A 21,203-nucleotide genomic window follows, 5' to 3' on the forward strand; every position below is an offset into this window, starting at 1 on the left:
GCTTATTCCTGACGGGGTGTGATGATGGCCGGCTCGGCCGGGGCCGCAGGGGCAGCCAGTTCGCGCAAGCGCGTTTGCACGACGGCCTGGTCGAAGGCGGCGGGCGTCGTCTGCGCCAGGGTCAAGGCGCGCTGGTAATACGTGGCGGCCAGCCGGGGCTGGTTCAGCCGGTCCAGGCCCACGGCCAGGTTGAAGGCATAGTCGGGGTTGCCCGGCGCGGCGCCGTATGCGCGGAAGAATTGCTGCTGCGCTTCGTTCCAGCGGCGCTGCTTGGCGTACACATTGCCCAGTGCAAACAGCACGGGGGCGCTGTCGGGGTTGCGCGCCAGGATGGCTTTCAATTTTGCCTCGCTCTGCGCCACGTCGCCCTGGCGCAGCCCGATCAGGCCGGCCAGCGCCTCGCCATCGTCGGGATTGATTTCCAGCAAACGCACGTACAGGGCCGCCGCCTGCGCGCCCTGGTTTTCGCGCAGGGCCACGGCCGCCAGGCCCAGCAGCGCGTCGCGGTTGGTCGCATCCTGCCGCAGCACCGTTTCATATTGCTGACGAGCAAGACCCAACTGGCCCCCGTTGAAGGCTTGATAGGCTTGCTGCACGTCGGGGTTGATTTGCGGCGCGGCCACGCTGCGCTGCACCTGGATCTGGCTGTTGTCGGGCGCGGCCACCGGTGGCAGGCTGGGCGCTGCGGGCGGCGCCATGTGCGCCAGCTGCGCCGCTACGGCGGCCTGGGCCGCCGCCTGTATCATCGCCTGCTGGTCCTGTGCTGACTCTGGCTGGCGCGCGTCGCGCGGGGTGTCGGGCGGCAGCGCCGCGGGCGTCATGGCGTCCGGCGGCGCGGTACCCGTCGCCGGCACCACCACGACGGGGCCGGCGACGCCGGCCGTGCCAGGGGCATCCGTCAGCGGCATGGGCACGCCGGGCAAGTTGGCGCCCGCGCCGGGGCTGGTGCTGGCGCGCCAGTACCAGTACGCCATGGAGCCGACCACCAGCAGCAGGATCGCCAGCAGCACGGCCAGGCGCACGGTGACCGGGTCGACGCTGATGGGTCCGGTGGGGCCTTTCGGCGGCGGATTGCTGCGGCTGGCGCGTGGCCGGGCGGGCGGCGCTTCCGGACGGGCGCGCGGCGGCTCGGGCGGCGGGCCTGACTGCGCGCCTTGCTGTGAACCTGGCTGTGGCTCAGGCTGGGAGGCACTCTGTGCCGGCTGCGGCGCGGGCGCGTCCGCCAGCGGTTCCAGGCGCAAGGTGCTTGCCGGCTGCACGGGCGCTGGCGCTGGTGCGGGACGGGGCGGCAGGGCGTCGGCCGGCGCCAGTTCCAGCACCTGGTCGTAGGCTTCGGACGGCTTTTCCAGTTCTTCGTCGGAAAGGCTGTTCTGCTTGGCGCGCTCGGCTTTCTTGAGCGCCTGCATCAGCAAGCTCATGGGAAGTCTCCCTGCAAGCGCGCCTGCGGCCGGACGGGCGCCGCTGGCGGGCCATCCGTGTAGGGCTGGGTGTTGAGCGGCGCCTGGCCGGGCAACAGGTAGCGGTAATCGCGGTAATCGCCCTCGACGCTGGCATCCTTGACGACGACGGGGCGCATGAAGATCACCAGCTCCGTCTTGCTGCTTGCCTCATTGCGGTAGGTAAACAGATTGCCCACCAAGGGCAGGCTGGACAGGCCCGGCACGCCATCCTTGGCATTGTCGATGGAGTCTTGCATCAGGCCGCCCATCACGGCGATCTGGCCATTGCCCACTTTCATGATCGATTCCAGCTCGCGCGCCTGGATCACGGGCACGCGGCTTTGCACGTTGGCTGTGGCCAGGGCCGGATTCGGGTCTTGCACGTAGCCGACGATGCGCGTGATGGTGGGGCGCACGTTGAGGGTCACTTCATCGCTGTCGGAAATCTGCGGCGTGACGCTCATGACGAAGCCGACGGGCACCGTTTCCAGCTTCGATTCATAGGTGGCCGGCGTGGTGATGGTGCCCGTCGAGCTGATCACGGCGGGCGTCACCTTGATGGTAAAGAAGACATTGTTGTCGACCACCTTCAGCATGGCCGTCTGGTTGTTCAGCACGCTGATCTTCGGACTGGACAGCACTTTCACCTTGCCGAACGATTCGAGCAGCTGGATGGTGGTGGAAAAGCTGTCTTTCAGATAATTGAGCAGGAAGATGCCGGGCGTGGCGTTCGGCGTGACGCCGCTGGACAGGCCCGCCGTGCCCACTTGTCCCTGGCGCAATTGCAGGCTGCCCGTCAGGCGCGACCAGTTGATGCCTTGCTGGTATTCATTGCTCAGGCGCACTTCGATGATGGTCGCCTCGATCAGCACTTGCCGCTTGGCGCTGTGCAATACCGCGTCGAGGAATTCGGCGATCTTTTCATGCTGGCGCCCTGTGGCGCGCACGGCGATCAGGCCGCCCTCGACGTTGACGACGACGGACGAGGGGCTGCCCTTGTTGGCCAGTTTGAGCAGCGGCATGCCGTTCGCGTCCAGCGGCTGGCCGGGAGCCGCGTTCTGGCCGGGCGCCTGCTGTCCCGGCGCATTCTGGCTCCCGTTCGGGTTGCCATACTGCATCGGCGGCTGGGCGCCGTACTGGCCCGCCGCACCGGCGGCAGGGTAGGCGCCGGCCTGGTTCTGCTGCTGGCCTTGCTGTCCCTGCTGGCCGGGCATGCTCGTCAATTGCTGGTTCAGCTGCGCCAGCGGGTCCACCTGCACGTCGTTGAGCGTGGTCTCGCGCAGCAGGTCGCGGATATTCTTTTCCAGGCTGTACCAGAAATTATTTTCCGAACGATTCACGACGAGGGTGGTCGAATTGTTATTGCCGTTGCCGCCGCTGCCTTGCGTGCTGCCCACGGGGTTGCTGGCGTTGTTCGACCCGCCGCCCGCCGTGGAGATTTGCGTGGCGATATTCACGCTGCTGTTGGTGCTGCGCGCCATGTTGACGTAATCGACCTTGTAAGTGCGCCAGACGGGCGCGTCGGGCAGCACCGTCAGGTTCTTGCCATCGATTTCGTAGCGCATATCGACTTGCTTGCCGATACGCGCCAGCAATTGCGGCAGGGTCTGGTTCAGCGCATTCAGGGTGACGCTGCCTTCGATCTGCGGGTGGATGTCGATATTCATGCCCGCGTCGCGCGCCAGCGCAAACAGCAGCGATTGCACGGGCACCTTGTGCACGGTGACGCTGTAGGTTTCCACCTTGGGCGCGGGCAGGGGCGCGGCTAGCGCGCTGCTTTGCTGCACCGGTTCGGGAATGACGCCGGCGGCGACGGGCGCGGCATTGAGGTGGGCCGGCGACAGCGGCGTTTGATGCGTGGCGCAGCCGGCCAGCATGGTGCTGCAGGCGAGGGCGACCCAAGAGGTCAGCACAGGAATAGGGTGTTGAGTCATGAAAAGTTCGCCCTTGAAGTCGTGTTGTGCTTTTGTAATTTTACCCAGCATGATCGCTTAAAAGCAATCGGCTGTGCAGGCTTGGGAGGCAATATGCTGAAATAAAGTCAGGGGGCGCCACGCCCCGGTTTTTCCGGTGCCAGGGCTTTTATTTCTGTGCGGATACTGTCTATGTCGCTCAGCAATATTTTCTGCGGCGACGCCGGGGCCAGCCTGGCCCACACGGCTTCGGCGCTGGCCTGGTCGGCAAAGCTGCCATAGACGATGAGCAGGCGCGCGGTGGAGGTCGCGGGCGGCGTATTTGCGGGCGCGGACGCGGTTGCGGGCATGGTGCCAGGCAGGCGAAACACGTGGAGGTCGTGCAGGCCGGTGGCTTGCTGTGCCTGCCGCAGGAAAGTTTCCGCCGCAACTGTCTCGGTGGCGGGCAAGCTGGCGATGTGCAGCACCAGTTGCTTCGGCCCTTGTCGCGCCAGCCAGTCGCGCGATTCGGCCAGTTTGCTGTCGAGCAGCGTCGACGGGGCGGGCTGCGGTGCGCGCACAAGCGCTTCCTTGAGTGTGCCTGGGGCCGCGTCGGCGGGCGCGGCGGAGCGTGCCTGGGATGCGTGGGATGCCTGGCTTGCCGGCGTCGCCATGCTGGCTGTCGCCGCTGTCCGATCCTCGCTGCCTGCCTGCCATTGCCACAGCAGAGCAAAGGCCAGCAACAGCATCAGCGCGCTCAAGGCGCCTGCCAGCAGCTTGCCCGCATGCCAGGGCGGGCGGTAAAAGGGGCTGTCGGCGATGGCCAGGCGCACGTGGCGCGCGCTAATTTCCTGCGCATCGTCCGCAAACGCGGCCAGCAAGGCTTTGTCGGCCAGGATATTGATCCTGCGCACGATACCCTGCGCCGCGCGCGCCAGCCGGCGCTGTGCGGCCGGCGTGAAAACGAGCGGGGCCGTGCGGCCGGCGGCGGCCAGGCGGCATGCCAGATAGTCGTCCAGCAAGGCTGGCGGCAGGCGCGGCACGCTGAAACTGTGGGTGATGCGTTCCTTCAACTGGCGGAACTGGGGCAAGTCCAGGGTGTTCTGCAATTCCGGCTGGCCAAACAGGACGATCTGCAGCAGCTTGTGGCTGGCCGTCTCCAGGTTCGTCAGCAGGCGCAGCGCTTCCAGGGTGGCGCCCGGCATGGCTTGCGCTTCTTCGGCCAGCAACACCACCTGGCGTCCCGCCGCATGCCTGGCGATCAGCTCGCCGTGCAGGGCGCGCAGGACGGCGTCGGCGCGGCAGCCGTCCAGTTCCAGACCCAGTTCGGCGGCGATGGCGTGCAGGACGTCGTCCGGTTCCAGGCGGGGATTGAGCAGGTACAGCACGTCGACTTGGGGCGGCAGGCGGTCGGCCAGCATGCGGCACAGCATGGTCTTGCCGCTGCCCACTTCGCCCGTCAGCTTGATGATGCCTTCGCCTTGCGTGACGGCATACAGCAGCGCAGCGAGCAGCTCGCCCCGCGTATTGCCCGTATAAAAGAAGGCCGGGTCCGGCGTGATGCCGAACGGCGCCGTGCGCAAGCCGAAATGGCGCAGATACATGCCGTGCGGCGAGGGCGCATACGGCCGTCCGGGCGGCGTGGAGGGCGGGGCGTGCGTGTCGGCGTTCATGCTGCGATGCAATTGAGGAAAGCCTGCTCCAGGCTGGCGTCTTGCGCGCCGCCGTGACGCGCGCGGCATTCGCCGGGCGTGCCCGTAAACACGATGCGGCCCCCATGCAGGATGGCCATGCGGTCGCACAATTCTTCCACGTCGGCCAGCGCATGCGAAGTGAGCAGGGCGCCGCGGCCTTGCGTGCGCGCTTGCCGCAAGACTTGCTTGAATTGCGCGCGCGCCTTCGGGTCGAGTCCGCTCATCGGTTCATCGAGCACCAGGTGCGGCTTGCCCGATAGCAAGCATGCGGCCAGCCCCAGTTTTTGCATCATGCCTTTCGAATACTCGCGCGCGGGGCGCAGCAGGGCGTCCGGCGCCAGGTCCAGCGCGTCCAGGGTTTGCTGCAGCGCTTGCGCATCGGGGCGCACCTTGTGCAGGCGCGCCAGGTAGCGCAGGAAGTCGCCGCCCGTCAGGTAATACGGCGCCTGGAAGCGTTCCGGCAGAAACGACAGGGGCTGGCGCGCCGCGCCATGCCGGTGCGGCTGGCCGAAGATGGCGATCTCGCCCCGTTCGGGCGTACAGAAGTCCAGCAGGCATTTCAGCAGGGAAGTCTTGCCTGCGCCATTCACGCCAACCAGGCCGAACAGTTCTCCCGCGCGCACCTGCAGGTCGACGCCGCGCAGCACGGCGCTGCCCGCCAGCTGCAGATGCACGTTGTGGAACTCGATGGCGCAGGCGTTCATAGTGGCAATGGTCGGCAGGCAAGACGGGGGACGAGCGCCATTATTGTCATGGGTGCCGGCGGGCGGCAAGTGTTTCCTTGCCGAGTGTTGAAATGCGCAAAAATCAAATGATGGAATGTATTTTCTTTAAGAAACAACAGGTTCTGGAATAAAATACCCCCGCGCGCCGCTGGCGTGCATCGTCTGATGAATCTGTCGAGGAGCAAGCATGGCAAGGCCAGAGAAAGTCCGGCTCGGTGAAATTTTGGTGCAGCAGAAATTGCTGACGGAAGAACAGTTGGGCCAGGCCTTGACGGAACAGAAACGTTCGGGACGCAAGCTGGGCCGCGTTTTTGTCGAGCACGGCTTCGTCACGGAAGAGCAGATTTCGGGCGCCCTGGCGCGCCAGCTCGACATTCCCTACATCAACCTGAAGTTTTTCAACATCAACCCCGAACTGGTGCGGCTGCTGCCGGAAACCCAGGCGCGGCGCTTCCGCGCGCTGGTGCTGGAAGACCGCCGCGAGGGTTTGCTGGTCGGCATGTCCGATCCCACGGACCTGTTCGCGTACGATGAAATCTCGCGCCTGGTCAAGCGCCATATCGAACTGGCCGTCGTCAATGAGACGGAAGTGCTGGCCGCCATCGACCGCATCTACCGCCGCACGGAAGACATTTCCACCCTGACGCGCGAGCTGGAGCAGGACCTGGGCGACGTTTCCGTCGACTTCGGCGCGCTGGCCGCCAATCCGGGCCTGGAAGAGGCGCCCATCGTCAAGCTGCTGCAATCCGTGTTCGAGGATGCCACGCAGGTGCGCGCCTCGGACATCCACATCGAGCCGCAGGAAGGCCGGCTGCAGATCCGCTTCCGCATCGACGGCGTGCTGCACCTGCAGACGGAAGCGGACAGCAAGATCGCCAGTTCGCTGGCGCTGCGCCTGAAACTGATGTCGGACCTCGATATTTCCGAGAAGCGCCTGCCGCAGGATGGCCGCTTCGCCATCCGCGTGAAAAACCAGCGTATCGACGTGCGTATTTCCACCATGCCGACGCAGTATGGCGAATCGGTGGTGATGCGCTTGTTGAACCAGGGCGGCACGACCTTGCGCCTGGACGCCATCGGCATGCCGCCCGCGCTGGTGGCGCAATTTCGCGCCATTGTCAGCCGCCCGAACGGCCTCGTGCTGGTGACGGGGCCGACCGGCAGCGGCAAGACGACGACCTTGTACTGCGCCTTGTCCGAACTCAATTCCGTGGAAAAAAAGCTCATCACGGTGGAAGACCCCGTCGAGTACCGCTTGCCGGGCATTAACCAGGTGCAAGTAAACGACAAGATCGAGCTGAATTTCGCCAGGGTGCTGCGCTCGGCCCTGCGGCAAGATCCCGACATCGTGCTGGTGGGCGAGATGCGCGACCAGGAAACGGCGCAAATCGGCTTGCGCGCCGCCATGACCGGTCACTTGGTGCTGTCGACCCTGCATACCAACGACGCCATCAGCACGCCGCTGCGCCTGATGGACATGGGCGTGCCCCGCTACATGGTGGGCAGCTCGCTGCAAGCCGTGCTGGCGCAGCGCCTGGTGCGCGTGATCTGCGAAAGCTGCAGCACGCCGTATGCGCCCACGCCGAACGAATACGAATGGCTGCGCCTGGAACTGGGCGAGCTGGTCGAACGCAACCAGTATTTCCACGGCAAGGGCTGTTCGCATTGCAACGGCATGGGTTACCGGGGCCGCACGGGCGTGTACGAATTGCTGGAAATCACGCGCGCCGTGGCCGATGCCGCCAACCATGCCGATCCTTCCCACTTCATGAAGGTGGCGACGGCGCAGATGGCGGGCGAAACCCTGCGCCGCCACGCCGTGCAGCTGGTGGTCCAGGGCCGCACGACGGTGATGGAAGCGATGCGCATCAGCAACCAGAGCGAGGATTGAGGTGCCGTTTTTCTCCTACAAGGCGCGCAGCGCCAGCGGCGAGCTGTTGACCGGCGTCATGGAAGGCGCCGACAGCGGCGCCGTGGCCGACCAATTGATGGCGGGCGGCAGCACGCCCGTCGACATCAGCGCCACGAAACAGACGGTGACGAAGGCGGGCGCCAACCAACTGGGCTGGTGGGACAAGCTGACCGAGAAAAAGGTCACGCCCATGGACGTGCAATTGTTCAGCCGCCAGCTGTACACGCTGCTCAAGGCGGGCGTGCCCATCATGCGCGGCCTGGCCGGCTTGCAGGAGTCGGCCATCAGTCCTGCATTCGGGCGCATCATCAAGGACGTGCGCGAATCGCTCGACGCGGGCCGCGAACTGTCGGCCGCCATGGCGCGCCATCCCGCCATCTTCACGCCGTTCTACCTGTCGATGGTGCGCGTGGGCGAAATGACGGGGCGCCTCGATGAAGTGTTTTTGCGCCTGTTCAACCACCTGGAATTCGACCGCGACATGCGCGCGCGCGTGAAAACGGCGACGCGCTACCCGACCTTCGTCGTCTTCGCCATGCTCGCCGCCATGATCGTGGTCAACATCTTCGTCATTCCCCAGTTCGAGAAGGTGTTTGCCAGTTTCCATGCGGAACTGCCCTTGATGACGCGCATCCTGATCGGTATCTCGCGCTTTACGGTGACGTACTGGCCCATCCTGCTGATGCTGGGCGTGGGCGGCTTTTTCGGCTGGCGCGCCTGGCTGCGCACGAAAGAGGGTTTATATAAGTGGGATCGCGCCAAGCTGCGCCTGCCGATCGCCGGCAAGATCATCCTGAAAGGCACGATGGCCCGCTTCGCGCGTAGCTTCGCCCTGTCCAGCACGAGCGGCGTGCCTATCGTGCAGGCGCTGACGGTGGTGTCGCAAACGGTCGACAACACGTATCTGAGCGCGCGCGTGGAGCAGATGCGCGACGGCGTCGAGCGGGGAGAAAGCATCTTGCGCACCTCGGTGGCGGCCGGCGTGTTTACGCCCGTGGTGCTGCAGATGATCGCCGTGGGCGAGGAATCCGGTTCGCTCGACGACCTGATGGACGAGATCGCGGACATGTACGAGCGCGAAGTCGATTACGAGCTGAAAACCCTGTCGGCGCAGATCGAGCCGATTTTGATCGTCTTCCTCGGCGCCATGGTGCTGGTGCTGGCGCTGGGCATCTTCCTGCCGATCTGGGACCTGGGCCGGGCGGCCCTGCACTGATGGCAACACCGCTCCGCCAGCGCGGTTTCACCCTGTTCGAGCTGGCGGTGGTGGTGGGCGTGTTCGCCATCCTGACGGCCGTGTTCCTGAACCGGGTCGGCTATTACCAGCGACAGGCGCAGCAGGTGGCCGTGGCGCAGATGCTGGGCGTGCTGCGCACCAGCTTGCGGGTGCAGGTGCTGCACCTGTACCTGGCGGATCGGCGCGACCAGTTGCCGGCGCTGGCGCGGCAAAATCCGTTCGACTGGCTGATGGATAAGCCGGCCAACTACTTGGGCGAGTTCGCGCAGCCGGAGCTTGAAAAATTGCCAGCGGGGAATTGGCTGTACGATAAAAAAGAACAAAAAATCATCTATTTGTTTAGTAATGGCAATATTTTTCCCAGTAAAAGGGTTGATTTAGTGAAATTTAAGGTAACCTTGCCACGTGCGGATGCCGATCTTGACAAGCTCGCCCAGGAACCCGATATCGTGGTGTGGCAATCGCCGGACCCGGCGGCAAACTGACGCGCTTCCTGGTCCGGTGCAGCGACGGTGTCATGGCGTTGGTTTTGAAGTTTTTTTATTTGATTTTGGAGAAAGCAAGAATGATGAACAAGTCTTTACGTAGTATGAAAAGCGGCGCCCAGGCAGGTTTTACCCTGATCGAATTGATCGTCGTCATCGTGATCCTCGGCATCCTGGCCGCCACGGCAATTCCTAAATTCATCGACATGTCGACCGAGGCGCGCGTGGCCAAGATGCAGGCGGCGGCGGGTGCCTTGAAGTCTGGTTCGGCCCTGTTCCACGCACAATGGTTGGTCAAGGGTTCGCCTGCGGACAGCGTTGCCATCACCATGGAAGGCACGGACGTCAAGGGCGTCAGCGGCTATCCGTCTATCGCTTCGCCTGGCATCGCCGCGGCGGCAGGTGGTCTGCTTGACTACGATACCACCACCACTGCTGCAACGGCGACCGTGTTGACTGTATTGCCTGACAGTAAACATCCAAATTGCAAGGTGACCTATACGGCTGCCGTGGCTGCCGCAGGCACCACACCGGTCCAGCCGCCGGTGGTTGACGCGACGGCCCTGGGCACGCCGGCCAACTGCAGTTAATACAGGCGTGCAGATGCCGTGCCGGCAAACCGGCACGGCCGCGCCATGTTTCCGCCCGCCCAACGCCAGGCTATGCCGGTTGGGCTTTTTTACGGGTATCTCCATTGTCCTTGCCATCGATCATCTTGCCGCAACGTCTGGCGCTACCGCGGGCTAGGCTGCAGTGCCGCCCACGCGGCTTCACCTTGATCGAGCTGGTGGCCGTGCTGGTGCTGGCGGGTTTGCTGGCGGCCTTTGCCGTCAACCGGTTTTTCCAGCGCGACACTTTTGACGCGCGCGGTTTTGCCGACCAGGTGACGAATATCGTGCGCTACGGGCAAAAACTTGCGGTGGCGCAAAACCGTGCCGTGTTTGTGCGCATCGATGCCAACAGCGTGGCCCTGTGCTTCGATGCCGTTTGCAGCGCTGACCAGAAAGTGGTGCCGCCCGCGGGCAAGAACAGCGGCAGCAAGGAGACGCAGCAGTATTGCCTGGGGAGCAATTGGCTGTGCGAAGGCCGTCCGTCCAACGTCAAGCTGTCCACCGATGTGACAGGCGAGCCCAGTTTTTATTTCGACGCGCTGGGCAAACCATATGCGCAGAACGATGTGTTCCCGGCGCCATCGGCTTTCCCGGCGCGGCTGAACATCAGTATCCTGGGTGACGGCACGGAGCGCGTCGTCACGGTCGAGGGGGAGACCGGCTATGTCCATTAGCCAGCGGCGCCGGCGTGAACGCGGCGTGACTCTGATCGAACTGGTGCTGTTCATCGTCATCGTCGGCCTGGCCTCGGCCGCCATCCTGGGCGTGATGAGCCTGACGACGCAACACAGCGCCGATCCGCAGCTGCGCAAGCAGGCGCTGGCGATTGCCGAAGGCATGCTGGAAGAAATCCAGCTGGCGCGGTTTACCTATTGCGATCCGCAAGACCCGGCCGCGGAAACGGCGACCAGCCCGGCCGGCTGCGCCATCCCGGAAGGGCCGGGGGAAGAGGCGAACGGCGCGGGGAGGCCGTTCGACAACGTCAACGATTACGTGAGTGCGTATGGCACAGCCACGGAGTACAAGACGGATGCCCAGGGTAATGCCTGGGCTGCCAGCCCCACCCAGAATTACACTGCCTTGGTGACGATCACCGAGCAAGCCCTGAACGGCTTGCCTGCGACGGAAAGCCTGCATATCCAGGTGGTCGTGCCGTATGCCGACCAGCAGATCGTGCTCGACGGCTATCGCGTGCGCTATGCGCCGAATAGTATCCCATGAGTATCCCATGAGAAATTTCTATAACGCCAGGCGCCGCCCGCGCGGCTTTACCCTCGTCGAGATGGTCATCGTGATCGTCATCACGGGCATCATCGGCGCCATGGTCGCCGTCTTCATCCGCGTGCCCGTGCAAGGTTATATCGACACCACCGCGCGCGCCGCGCTGGCCGACACGGCCGACACGGCAGCGCGCCGTCTGACGCGCGACGTGCGCCTGGCCCTGCCCAACAGCGTGCGCGTGTCGAACGACGGCCTGTTCCTGGAATTGCTGCTGACCAAGACGGGCGGACGCTACCTGAGCGACAGCGATCCGTCGGGACTGGGCAGTGTGCTGAGCTTTGAGACCCCTCCCGACACCAGCCTTCCTCTGAACTTTACCGTCGTCGGCGCCATGCCCGCAGATGCGCTGGGCGCGCGCCAGGCGATCAGCGTGGGCGACCAGATCGTCGTCTACAACCTGGGCGGGGCGGGCGCGCCGAACAATGCGTATGCCTGCAGCGCTGCCACCGGCTGCAATCGCGCGCCAGTCACGGGCGTAGCCGGCACTGTCGTCACCTTGGGCAGCTATCCTTTCACGACGGCGCCCGCGCCGCTGCCGTCGCCGTCGAACCGTTTCCAGGTGGTATCGACGCCCGTCACCTATGCGTGCGATCTGAAGAGCGGCACCTTGACCCGTTACGCGGGCTATGTCATCCAGGCTACCCAGCCGGTTGTGGAAAACACGGTCCCGCTGGAGGCGAAGAAGGGAGCACTGCTGGCGCGCCAGGTGACGGCTTGCCGTTTCAGCTATGGCATTTTGGCCAACGTGCAGCGGGGTCTGGTGAATATCGACCTGAGTCTGGGGGCGGCGAACAGCAATACGGGCGTGCTGCGCCTGGTGCAACAGGTACAGGCGAGGAATACGCCATGAGGCGCTTGCTGCGCTGTCGCGCCGGCCGCATGCGCGGTTTCAGCCTCGTCACGGCCATTTTCCTGCTGGTGGTGCTGGCCGCGCTGGCGGCCGTGATGGTGAATATCTCCACTTTCCAGCAGACGGAATCGGCCATGGACGTGCAGGGCGTGCGCGCCGAACAGGCCGCGCGCGCCGGTCTCGAATGGGGGCTGCAGCAGCAGATCAGCGCCGGCCTGACCGCCGGTGCGGCGTGCATCGGTCCGGCCAGTTTCAGCTTGCCGGCGGGCACGACGCTGTCCTCGTTCAGCGTCAGCGTGCAATGCAGCACGGCCACGGGGCCCGGCACCTTGACCAGCTGGACCATTACGGCCACGGCGTGCAACCAGCCGGGCACTGTCGAGCCGTTCTGTCCGAACGCGGGCAACAACGCGGACTATGTTCAGCGCCGCCTGCAAGCCGTGTTGTCGCAGTAAGGTCAACTGCGTGCAAAAAAGATCGCTAATTTATTGTTTTTACACAATAAAGTTGGCTTCATGAATTAAAATTGGCTGGATGCATTAACTGCGCGACAAGATCGGGCAGGCACTTACACTGGATAGGTCGCATGGGTTTATTCGCAAGAGCAAGGAAGTATGAGGGTTGGCTGGCCACGGCGTTTGGCCGGGAAGGCGTCAGCGCTGTCGTTGTCGAACGTCCCGCCGACGGCATGCCGCGCGTGCTGGGCGCCAGTTACCAGGCGGCCGCGCGGCCGGCGCCGGCCGAGGTGCTGGAAAAACTGGGCAAGGACGTGCAGGCGGCAGCGCGCCACTGCACCACCGTGCTGGCCGGCGGCGAGTACCAGTTGCTGTCGCTGGAAGCGCCGGCCGTGCCGCGCGAGGAGCTGAAGACGGCCGTGGGCTGGCGCCTGAAGGACATGCTGGACTTTCCCCTGGCCGAAGCCACCATCGACGTGTTCGACATCCCCGGCGACCCGAACGGCACCCAGCGGGGCAGCAGCGTGTTTGCCGTCGCCGCGCGCAACAGCGCCGTATCGCGGCGCCAGGCGCTGTACGCCGAATGCAAGATCGGCCTGTCCGTGATCGATATCCCCGAGATGGCGCAGCGCAATATCGCCACCTTGCTGGAAACGCCGGGACGCGGCATCGCCGTGCTGTATTTCGATGGCGACGGCGGCTTGCTGACCATGAGTTTCAATGGCGAGTTGTACCAGGCGCGCCGCATCGACGTGACCCTGACGCAATTGCAGTCACCCGACGCCAGCCAGTATTACGACCGCGTCACCCTGGAACTGCAGCGCTCATTCGACCACTTCGACCGCCAGTTTCATTTCATTTCGCTGGCCCGATTGATGCTGATGACGGGCGCGGCCGACGGCTTGCACGCCTATCTGGCCGACAATCTCTACATGCCGGTCGAGCAGCTGGACCTGGCCACGGTGCTGGACTTGTCGCAGGCCGCCGAATTGTGCGACCCCGCCATGCAGGCGCGCTACTTCCTGGCCATCGGCGCCGGCTTGCGCGAGGTTGGCTTGCATCCGGGCAAGCACGAAGGGAAGGGCGCATGAGCCAGCAGATCAATCTGTTCAATCCCCAGTTTGAACTGCAAAAACACCATATGTCGGCGCGCACGGCCAGCCTGGGCCTGGGCGGCCTGGCGCTGGCCATGCTGGCCGTGGGCGTGCTGGCCCAGCAAGCCTTGACCGGCCTGGAACGGCGCGAAGCGGGCGTCAAGGCGGCGCTGGCGCAGGGCGAGGCGAAGCGCGACCAGACTTTGCGCGATTTTCCTCCACGCAAGAAAGATCCGGCCCTGGCGCAGGAACTGGCGGCCGTCGAGGCGCAACGCCAGTTGCTGCAGGATGCGTCGAACGTGCTGGAAAGCGGCAAGCTGGGCAATACCCTCGGCTATGCCGGCTATTTCCGCGCGCTGGCGCAGGCCAGGGTCGAGGGCGTATGGCTGACGGGCGTGGATATCGCCGGCGCTGGCAATGACTTCGGTTTGCAGGGCCGCGCCTTGCACGCGTCGCTGCTGCCCGCGTACATCACGCGCCTGGGCCAGCAGGAGGTGCTGCGAGGCAAGACCTTCGCCAGCCTCGACATTAACCAGTCCGGGCAGCCGGCCGTGGCCGAGGGCAAGGCGCCTGGCCTGCCGTATGTCGCGTTCAGCCTGCAGTCGGCCGACCGCGCCGCCGGGCCGGCCGGGCCTGCCACGCCGCCGAAACCTGTTACGGAAGGAACACGCTGATGCTGCCCTTGCTGAAGAAATGGGCCGCCGCCTTCGACGCCCTCAGCCTGCGCGAGCGGCTGATGGTGTTCGGCGCCGGTGCGGCCGCCGTCCTGTTCGTGTTTTATTTCATGAGCTTCAATCCCCTGCTGGCGAAACGCGCCGCGCTGGAGGCGAGCATTGCGCAAAAACAAAGCCTCCTGAGCGCCACCGACAAGGAAGTCGAGCTGACCATGCTGGCCCATGCCACCGATCCCGACCAGGAAGCGCGCACGCGCCTGGCGGCTTTGCAGGCGGAAACGGCGTCCCTGGCGCAGGCACTGCGCGAGAAGCAGCATGGCCTGGTGGCGCCCGAGCGCATGGTCACCTTGCTCGAACACTTGCTGCGCCGGCACGCCGGACTGCGCGTGGTGTCGCTGAAAACCCTGCCCGCCAGCGCCGTGGGCGCGCGCCAGGCCGACAGCGCGAACGGCGATGCGGCGGCCAGGGCGCCAGCCCCGGCCCCCTTGCTGCACCAGCATGGCGTGGAAGTGGTGCTGCAAGGCAGTTATGCCGACATGGTGCAATACATGCAGGCGCTGCAAGCGATGCCGACGCGCGTCTTCTGGGGCGCCGCCCACCTCGACGCTGCCAGTTACCCGGGCGCCACCCTGACCCTGACCTTACATACCCTCAGCATGGACGATACATGGATCGCACTCTGACCCTGGGTTCCGCGTTGCTGGCGCCCTTCCTGATCCTGAACCTGGCATCGCCGGGCGCGCAGGCGCAGGCGCTGGACGACCCGACGCGCCCGCCCGCGGCCCTGTGGGCGCCCGCCGACGCCGCGCCCGTCGTCGCGGCCCGGCCGCAGCTGCAATCGGTGCTCGTTTCCACCCAGCCGGGCGGACGCCGCCTAGCCGTCATCGATGGCCAGACGGTCAAGGTGGGCGGCAAGGTGGGCGACGCTGTGGTGGTGGAAATCCGCGACACGGCCGTATTGTTGCGGCGTGGCAAATCACTGGAAACCTTCAAGCTGTATCCCAGCAGCAAGACCAATAACAAGGCCGATCGCAAGACCGATCGCAAGCAGGAGTAGAAGAAGTGGCCAAGCAACTCAATCAACACAAGGCGAGCATGTTCAAGATCAGTACGATGGCGGCTGTCATCAGCGTCAGCCTGGGCCTGGGCGGCTGCAACGTCGCGCCCGTCAAGCGCGACACCTATAATGCGATCACCGATGCCGTCAAGGGTGCGGCAGCCACCACGGCGCCAGCGGCCCAGCCGGACGCCGTGGAAGCGGCGCTGCTGCCGCCCGTGGCGGCCCTGGCCCAGCAATTGCCGAAGGCCCGCGCCGCACTCGACGAGCGCTTCAACGTGGCGTTCAACAATGTGCCGGCGCGCCAGTTCTTCACTTCCATCGTGGCCGGCACGCGCTACAACATGCTGGTCCATCCCGACATCGGCGGCACGATTTCCGCCAATTTGAAGGACGTGACCCTGTTCCAGGCGCTCGACGCCGTGCGCGAACTGTATGGCTACGATTACAAGGTCGAGGGCACGCAGATCTACATCAAGCCCCTGACCATGCAGACGCGTTTGTTCCATGTCAATTACCTGACGGGCGCGCGCCGCGGCAGTTCCAACCTGCGCGTGTCGTCGACGTCGGTCGGTTCCGTGGGCTCGACCAACTCGGGCGGCTCCGGCAACAGCGGAAATGGCGGCAATAACAATCAGGGCAACAACAACGAGCAGAACCAGCAAACGAATGGCGGCCAGGGCGGCCGTACGCTGGACAGCAGCAACCTGACCACTTCGTCGACGGCCGATTTCTGGCCGGAACTGAAGGCGGCGCTGGAAGCCATCGTCGGCAGCAGCGACGGCGGCCGGCAAGTGGTGCTGAGCCCGCAATCGGGCGTGATCGTCATCCGCGCCATGCCGGAAGAGTTGCGCAATGTCGACATGTACCTGAAGGCCACGCAATTGTCCGTCGACCGCCAGGTGATCCTGGAAGCGAAAATCCTCGAAGTCGAACTCAATGACAACACGCAGACGGGCATCAACTGGGCCTCGTTCGCCTCGATCAAGAGCGGCCACACGAACCGCATCTCGACGGGCTTCATCCAGCCGGGCGGCACCCTGGCGCCGCTGCCCTTCAATGGGGGCCAGCCGCCCAACATGACGAATGGCAGCGGCTTGACGGCCAGCAGCGGCTTCGGCCTCAGCTCGGCGGCCAACTCGGCCGGTTCCATGTTCGGCCTGGCCTTCCAGACGGCCAATTTCGCGGCCATGATTTCCTTCCTGGAATCGCAAGGCTCCGTGCATGTGCTGTCGAGCCCGCGCATCGCCACGATGAACAACCAGAAGGCCGTGCTGAAGATCGGCACGGACGAGTTTTACGTGACGGGCGTGTCGACCACGACGAATACGACGGCCAGCGGCGCGACGACCAGCCCCAACGTGACCTTGCAGCCGTTCTTTTCCGGCGTGGTGCTGGACGTGACGCCGCAGATCGATGCGGATGGCAACATCATCCTGCACGTGCACCCGTCCGTCAGCCAGGTGTCGACCATCAGCAAGGAAATCGACCTGGGCAGCGCCGGTTCCCTGAAACTGCCGCTGGCCGCCTCCAGCACGTCGGAGATGGACAGCATGGTGCGCAGCCAGGATGGCCGTATCGTCGCCATCGGCGGCCTGATGCGCCAGGCTACGACGTCGGACCGCTCGCAAGTGCCGGGCGCGGGCGATATCCCCGTGCTGGGCGCGCTGTTCCGCAACACGGGGCAGGTGATCCAGAAGCGCGAACTGGTGGTGCTGATCAAGCCGACCATCGTCGATGGTGCCAATAGCTGGAACGAGGACTTGCTCGATTCGGGCAAGCGCATCGAGGCGCTCGACCCGCGCCGTCCGTCGGAGCGGCGCTAAATGTACCAGGCCCATTTCGGCTTGCGCGAGGCGCCGTTCGGCCTCACGCCCGATACCAGTTTCTTCTTTAACGGCCCGCAGTCGCAAAAGGCGCTCAACACCTTGCTGGTGGCGGCGCGCAATGGCGAGGGCTTCATCAAGATCACTGGCGAAGTGGGCACCGGCAAGACTTTTCTTTGCCGCAAGTTCATGCAATCCTTGGGGCCGGACTTCGTCACGGCCTACATCCCGAATCCGAACTTGTCGCCCCGTTCGCTGATCCTGGCGCTGGCCGAAGACCTCGATGTCTTGCTGGAAAAGGATATTGAGCAGCATCAGTTGCTGCGCGCACTCAACTTGCGCCTGCTCAACCTGGCGGCGCAAGGCAAGCGCGTGCTGCTGTGCCTGGACGAAGCGCAGGCGATTCCCGTCGACAGCCTGGAAGCGCTGCGCCTGCTGACGAATCTGGAAACGGAAAAGCGCAAGCTGCTGCAGATCGTGCTGTTCGGCCAGCCGGAACTGGACGTCAAGCTGGCCCTGCCGGAAATCCGCCAGCTGGCGCAGCGCATCACCTTTCACTATCACCTGGGTCCGCTCTCGCGCGACGACGTGGATTTTTATGTGGCGCACCGCCTGCGCGTGGCCGGTTTCGACGGCGCGCGCCTGTTCAGCCGTGGCGGCGTGGCCAAGCTGTACAAGGCGTCCGGCGGCATCCCGCGCCTGATCAATATCATGGCGCACAAGGCGCTGATGGTGGCGTATGGCGAAGGGCGGCAGCAGGTCGGCGGCCGCCACGTGGCGCTGGCCGCCAGCGACACCCTGGCCAGCAAGCCGCGCCGCTTTTGGCGCAGGCCGTGGCCATGGCTGGCCGGCGCCGGCGTGCTGGCCGCCGCCTGCGGCGCGAGCTGGACTTTATTGAACCGATGACGAAGATGAGCCTGTAGATGAGCCTGATTAACAAGATGTTGCAAGACCTCGATGCCCGCGGCACCCCCGATGGACGCGGCGACGCGGCCGGTATCCGCTCCGTGCCCGAACGCGAGCGGGGCGTCTCGCGCGCGCTGGTCTTCGGCGGCGCCGCAGGCTTGACGGCCGCCGCCATCGCCCTGGGCTGGGTCTACCTGAAGCGCCCGGCCGTGCCGCCCGTGCTGGTCAGCGTGGCCAGTACGCCGGTCCTGGTTCCAGTGCCGGCACCGGCGCCTGTCGTCGTTGCCCCCGCACCCGCGCCCGTACCCGTCGTGGCGGCGGAGCCCGAACCCGTATTTCAGGCCGAGGAAGCCACCCCCGCGCCGGCCAAGCTGCGTGCCGCCGACATGCGCCGCATCACGCAACAAGCCGTCAAGCCTGCCGTTGCGCCCGTGGTGAAGACGGCTGCGTCCGCTGCGAGTGAACGCATCATTGATGGAAAACAAGTCACGCCGCAGCAGCGCGTGGAGAATGAATACCGGCGCGCGCTGGCCCAGTTGCAGGATGGCCGCGTCTCCGACGCCATGCTGGCCTTGCAGCAGACCCTGCAGCTGGATCCGCGCCATCAGGGCGCGCGCGAAACGCTGGTGCGCCTGCTGCTGGAAGCACAGCGTCCCGACGAGGCGGCCCGCCAGTTGCAGCTGAGTTTGGCGCTGGACCCGAAACAGCCGGCGCAAGCGATGATGCTGGCCCGTTTGCAGCTGGACAAGGCCAATGGCGGCGCGGCGGCCCTCGATACCCTCATGCGCAGCTTGCCGTACGCCGCCGACAGCGGCGAATACCACGCCTTCCTGGCCGGCGTGCTGCAGCGCGAGCAGCGCTACCGCGAAGCGGCCGAACACTACCAGCTGGCCCTGCAGGCGGCGCCCGACAACAGCGTCTGGTGGATGGGCCTCGGCATCGCCTTGCAAGCCGACAACCACCCGGCCCAGGCGCGCCAGGCATTCGAACGGGCCAAGGGCTTGCAAACCCTGTCGCCCCAGCTGCAGGCGTTTGTCGAGCGCAAGTTGGTGCAGCTGACGGCGGCTGCGGCGAAGTAACTACTACCTCAATGAAAGAAACAGCTTGAAGCCTCTGCATCTGCTCATCGTCCTTTGCTGCCTGGCCAACAGCGCACTTGCCGCCCCCGCGCCCGCCAGCTACGTTCTTGAGAATACGGAAGTGCGCGACCTTCGCGCGCAAGCCTTGAAGCGCGATTACCAGCTGTATGTCGCCTTGCCCGATTCCTATCGGCAGGGCAATAAGCGCTATCCGGTGCTGTTCGTTGTCGACGCCAATTATGCATTTCCCGTCGTGCGCAATATCGCGCAGCGCCTGAACAAGCATGCGGGGATGGAAGAAGTCATCGTGGTTGGCTTGTCGTACGCCAACGGCGATGGCGGCGTGTACAGCCGCCGCCGCGATTACACGCCCACCACGCCGCGCAAGCACGATTACCGCTCGGACATGCCTGGGCGGCAGCCCGCGTTTGGCGAAGCGAAGGCGTATGGCCAGTTCATCTCGGGCGAGGTGTTTCCCTTTATTGCGCAGCACTATCGCGCGAACATGCAGCGCAAGGTGTTCATCGGCCATTCCTACGGCAGCCTGCTGGGCCTGCAATTCCTGCTGACGGAACCGCGCACCTTCGAGCACTACATCCTCGGCAGCCCGTCGCTGTGGTACGACGCCGGCGTCATGTTCGACCGCGAACAGGCGTATGCGGCCAGCCACAAGGACTTGCCGGCATCCGTGTTCTTCGGCATCGGCGGCCTGGAAAAGCTGGCGGCGGGCAAGAAGCGTTCACGTTCGGAAGAGGACGCCGACATGGTGGCCGACTTGCGCGAATTCGATGGGAAGTTGACATCGCGCAAGTTCCCCGGCCTGAAGACGCGCTTGCGCGTCTTCGCGGATGAAGATCACGCAAGCGTGTTTCCTTTCGTGCTCACGCATGGCTTGCGGGCGTACTTGACGTCCGCAAAATGACGGGCGCTTACGGGCGCATCAATGTCGGCAGGATCAGCTTGGTCAGCAATTTTTCGCTGAGGCCATGGGCGTCGCGCACCTGGAAGTTGGTCGTGGTGATGACGACCACGGCATCGAGTTCCGGCAGTACGAGTACTTTATTGCCGCCGGAACCTGCCATCCCATAGCTTTGCACCGTGCGGCCATTGGCCGTGAACGGTTGCAGCCACCACAGATAACCGTAGTCCATGCCTTCGCGCGCGTTGGCGTGAGGCGCGATCGAGCGCTTGACCCATTCGGCCGGCATCACCTGCTTGCCATGCCAGCGCCCGCCGTCGAGGTAGAGCTGGCCAAGCTTCATCAGATCCACGCTGCGCAGCTGCAAGCCTCCGCCCGTCATGGCGCTGCCCTTGGGCTGGAATTGCCATTTCACCTTGTCGATGCCAAGCGGCTTGAACAGGTTGGCGGCGGCGAAGTCCGGCACGCCCTGGCCGCTCACCTTTTCAAGCAGCGGTCCCAGCAGGGTTACGCCGGCGGTGCAATAGCTCCAGGCGCGGCCATACGGCGATTGCTCGGGGCGGGGCTGCCATTCGGGAAAGCCGCGGATCGGCAAGTCCGCCACGAAGCGGCTCCAGTCTTCCACCAGATACATGCGCTCTTCGTTGCCGCGCGAATGCTGGTTGTCGTCGTCGCACTCGAGCAGCGAGCTCATGGTCAGGAAATCCTCGACCGTGATCTTGTCCTTGCGCGGGTCGGCATGGGCCAGCGGGCGCAGTTCCGGAAAGTAGGGCAGGACGGGGGTGTCGGCGCGCAAGAGCTTGCGCTCGATGGCCAGGCCGACCAGCATGCCGGCCACCGTCTTGCCCACGGAGCGCGTGTTGCGCAGGCTTTCGGCGCCATCCTTGTCGAAGTAGTGTTCGTAAAGCAGCTTGCCATGCTGCGCCACCACGACGCTGGTGACTTGCTTGAAGTCGCCCGCTTCGATGGCGGTGGTGACGCCGTCCAGCTCGCCTGCGTGGACGTTGCTGCCGAAGGCGAGAAGAAGGGGGAGGTATCGCAACATGGTGTACTCCTGAGTTGGAAAA

General features: G+C 64.9%; 21 protein-coding genes. 16 read left to right on the forward strand and 5 right to left on the reverse strand.

The window, feature by feature from the left end:
• Positions 1 to 2: 2 nt before the first annotated feature.
• The 4 genes from NCG91_RS01665 to NCG91_RS01680 all read right to left on the reverse strand — a co-directional run bounded on the left by NCG91_RS01665 (position 3) and on the right by NCG91_RS01680 (position 5,729).
• Positions 3 to 1,418, reverse strand: coding sequence for a tetratricopeptide repeat protein (locus tag NCG91_RS01665; RefSeq protein WP_251348305.1), 1,416 nt, complete (start codon positions 1,416 to 1,418; stop codon positions 3 to 5).
• Positions 1,415 to 3,373 carry a pilus (MSHA type) biogenesis protein MshL gene (mshL, locus tag NCG91_RS01670; RefSeq protein ID WP_251348306.1) on the reverse strand — a complete coding sequence of 653 codons (1,959 nt, stop codon included), beginning with the start codon at positions 3,371 to 3,373 and terminating at the stop codon, positions 1,415 to 1,417. Before mshL (NCG91_RS01670) ends, NCG91_RS01665 begins: the two co-directional genes overlap by 4 nt.
• A gap of 107 nt (positions 3,374 to 3,480) precedes the next feature.
• Positions 3,481 to 5,004, reverse strand: a complete 1,524-nt coding sequence (locus NCG91_RS01675) for an ExeA family protein (protein WP_251348307.1) — start codon at positions 5,002 to 5,004, stop codon at positions 3,481 to 3,483.
• Positions 5,001 to 5,729 carry an ABC transporter ATP-binding protein gene (locus tag NCG91_RS01680; RefSeq protein WP_251348308.1) on the reverse strand — a complete coding sequence of 243 codons (729 nt, stop codon included), beginning with the start codon at positions 5,727 to 5,729 and terminating at the stop codon, positions 5,001 to 5,003. Before NCG91_RS01680 ends, NCG91_RS01675 begins: the two co-directional genes overlap by 4 nt.
• 208 nt (positions 5,730 to 5,937) lie before the next feature.
• Between NCG91_RS01680 and NCG91_RS01685 the strand changes: the two genes are divergently transcribed.
• From NCG91_RS01685 to NCG91_RS01760, 16 genes are all read left to right on the forward strand, one after another.
• A complete protein-coding gene (locus NCG91_RS01685) occupies positions 5,938 to 7,641 on the forward strand; it encodes a GspE/PulE family protein (RefSeq protein WP_034781098.1) in 1,704 nt (567 codons plus the stop codon).
• Between the two features lies 1 nt (position 7,642).
• On the forward strand, positions 7,643 to 8,878 hold the full coding sequence (locus NCG91_RS01690) for a type II secretion system F family protein (protein WP_251348309.1): 1,236 nt from the start codon (positions 7,643 to 7,645) through the stop codon (positions 8,876 to 8,878).
• Entirely contained in the window at positions 8,878 to 9,384 is a 507-nt protein-coding gene (locus NCG91_RS01695; RefSeq protein WP_285817001.1) for a type II secretion system protein, read from the forward strand. The genes NCG91_RS01690 and NCG91_RS01695 overlap by 1 nt, the downstream gene beginning before the upstream one ends.
• The gene (locus tag NCG91_RS27945) at positions 9,354 to 9,974 is read left to right on the forward strand and encodes a type II secretion system protein (RefSeq protein ID WP_354004573.1); all 621 of its coding nucleotides are present in this window, start codon (positions 9,354 to 9,356) and stop codon (positions 9,972 to 9,974) included. The genes NCG91_RS01695 and NCG91_RS27945 overlap by 31 nt, the downstream gene beginning before the upstream one ends.
• A gap of 104 nt (positions 9,975 to 10,078) precedes the next feature.
• Positions 10,079 to 10,669 (forward strand): type II secretion system protein, encoded by a 591-nt coding sequence (locus NCG91_RS01705; protein ID WP_251348311.1) that lies wholly within the window; start codon positions 10,079 to 10,081, stop codon positions 10,667 to 10,669.
• A complete protein-coding gene (locus NCG91_RS01710; protein WP_251348312.1) occupies positions 10,659 to 11,216 on the forward strand; it encodes a type IV pilus modification PilV family protein in 558 nt (185 codons plus the stop codon). The genes NCG91_RS01705 and NCG91_RS01710 overlap by 11 nt, the downstream gene beginning before the upstream one ends.
• A 7-nt stretch (positions 11,217 to 11,223) precedes the next feature.
• On the forward strand, positions 11,224 to 12,126 hold the full coding sequence (locus NCG91_RS01715) for a prepilin-type N-terminal cleavage/methylation domain-containing protein (protein ID WP_251348313.1): 903 nt from the start codon (positions 11,224 to 11,226) through the stop codon (positions 12,124 to 12,126).
• A complete protein-coding gene (locus NCG91_RS01720) occupies positions 12,123 to 12,581 on the forward strand; it encodes an agglutinin biogenesis protein MshP (protein ID WP_251348314.1) in 459 nt (152 codons plus the stop codon). The genes NCG91_RS01715 and NCG91_RS01720 overlap by 4 nt, the downstream gene beginning before the upstream one ends.
• Before the next feature lie 131 nt (positions 12,582 to 12,712).
• The gene (locus tag NCG91_RS01725) at positions 12,713 to 13,672 is read left to right on the forward strand and encodes a type IV pilus biogenesis protein PilM (protein ID WP_251348315.1); all 960 of its coding nucleotides are present in this window, start codon (positions 12,713 to 12,715) and stop codon (positions 13,670 to 13,672) included.
• Positions 13,669 to 14,349 (forward strand): PilN domain-containing protein, encoded by a 681-nt coding sequence (locus NCG91_RS01730; protein WP_251348316.1) that lies wholly within the window; start codon positions 13,669 to 13,671, stop codon positions 14,347 to 14,349. The genes NCG91_RS01725 and NCG91_RS01730 overlap by 4 nt, the downstream gene beginning before the upstream one ends.
• Positions 14,349 to 15,032 (forward strand): type II secretion system protein M, encoded by a 684-nt coding sequence (locus NCG91_RS01735; protein ID WP_251348317.1) that lies wholly within the window; start codon positions 14,349 to 14,351, stop codon positions 15,030 to 15,032. The genes NCG91_RS01730 and NCG91_RS01735 overlap by 1 nt, the downstream gene beginning before the upstream one ends.
• Positions 15,017 to 15,406 (forward strand): MSHA biogenesis protein MshK, encoded by a 390-nt coding sequence (locus NCG91_RS01740; RefSeq protein ID WP_251348318.1) that lies wholly within the window; start codon positions 15,017 to 15,019, stop codon positions 15,404 to 15,406. The genes NCG91_RS01735 and NCG91_RS01740 overlap by 16 nt, the downstream gene beginning before the upstream one ends.
• Positions 15,407 to 15,444: 38 nt before the next feature.
• Entirely contained in the window at positions 15,445 to 17,232 is a 1,788-nt protein-coding gene (gene mshL / locus NCG91_RS01745; RefSeq protein ID WP_099668476.1) for a pilus (MSHA type) biogenesis protein MshL, read from the forward strand.
• Positions 17,233 to 18,138, forward strand: a complete 906-nt coding sequence (locus NCG91_RS01750; protein ID WP_251348319.1) for an ExeA family protein — start codon at positions 17,233 to 17,235, stop codon at positions 18,136 to 18,138.
• A gap of 17 nt (positions 18,139 to 18,155) precedes the next feature.
• A complete protein-coding gene (locus tag NCG91_RS01755; protein WP_251348320.1) occupies positions 18,156 to 19,217 on the forward strand; it encodes a tetratricopeptide repeat protein in 1,062 nt (353 codons plus the stop codon).
• 25 nt (positions 19,218 to 19,242) lie between these two features.
• Positions 19,243 to 20,139 carry an alpha/beta hydrolase gene (locus tag NCG91_RS01760; protein WP_099667529.1) on the forward strand — a complete coding sequence of 299 codons (897 nt, stop codon included), beginning with the start codon at positions 19,243 to 19,245 and terminating at the stop codon, positions 20,137 to 20,139.
• Between the two features lie 7 nt (positions 20,140 to 20,146).
• Here NCG91_RS01760 and NCG91_RS01765 read toward each other — a convergent pair whose 3' ends face one another.
• Complete coding sequence (locus NCG91_RS01765; RefSeq protein ID WP_251348321.1) at positions 20,147 to 21,181, reverse strand: serine hydrolase domain-containing protein; 1,035 nt, start codon at positions 21,179 to 21,181, stop codon at positions 20,147 to 20,149.
• Positions 21,182 to 21,203: the final 22 nt, after the last annotated feature.

Source organism: Janthinobacterium kumbetense, from assembly GCF_023703445.1.
In the GTDB taxonomy this organism is placed as follows: Bacteria; Pseudomonadota; Gammaproteobacteria; order Burkholderiales; family Burkholderiaceae_D; genus Janthinobacterium; species Janthinobacterium kumbetense.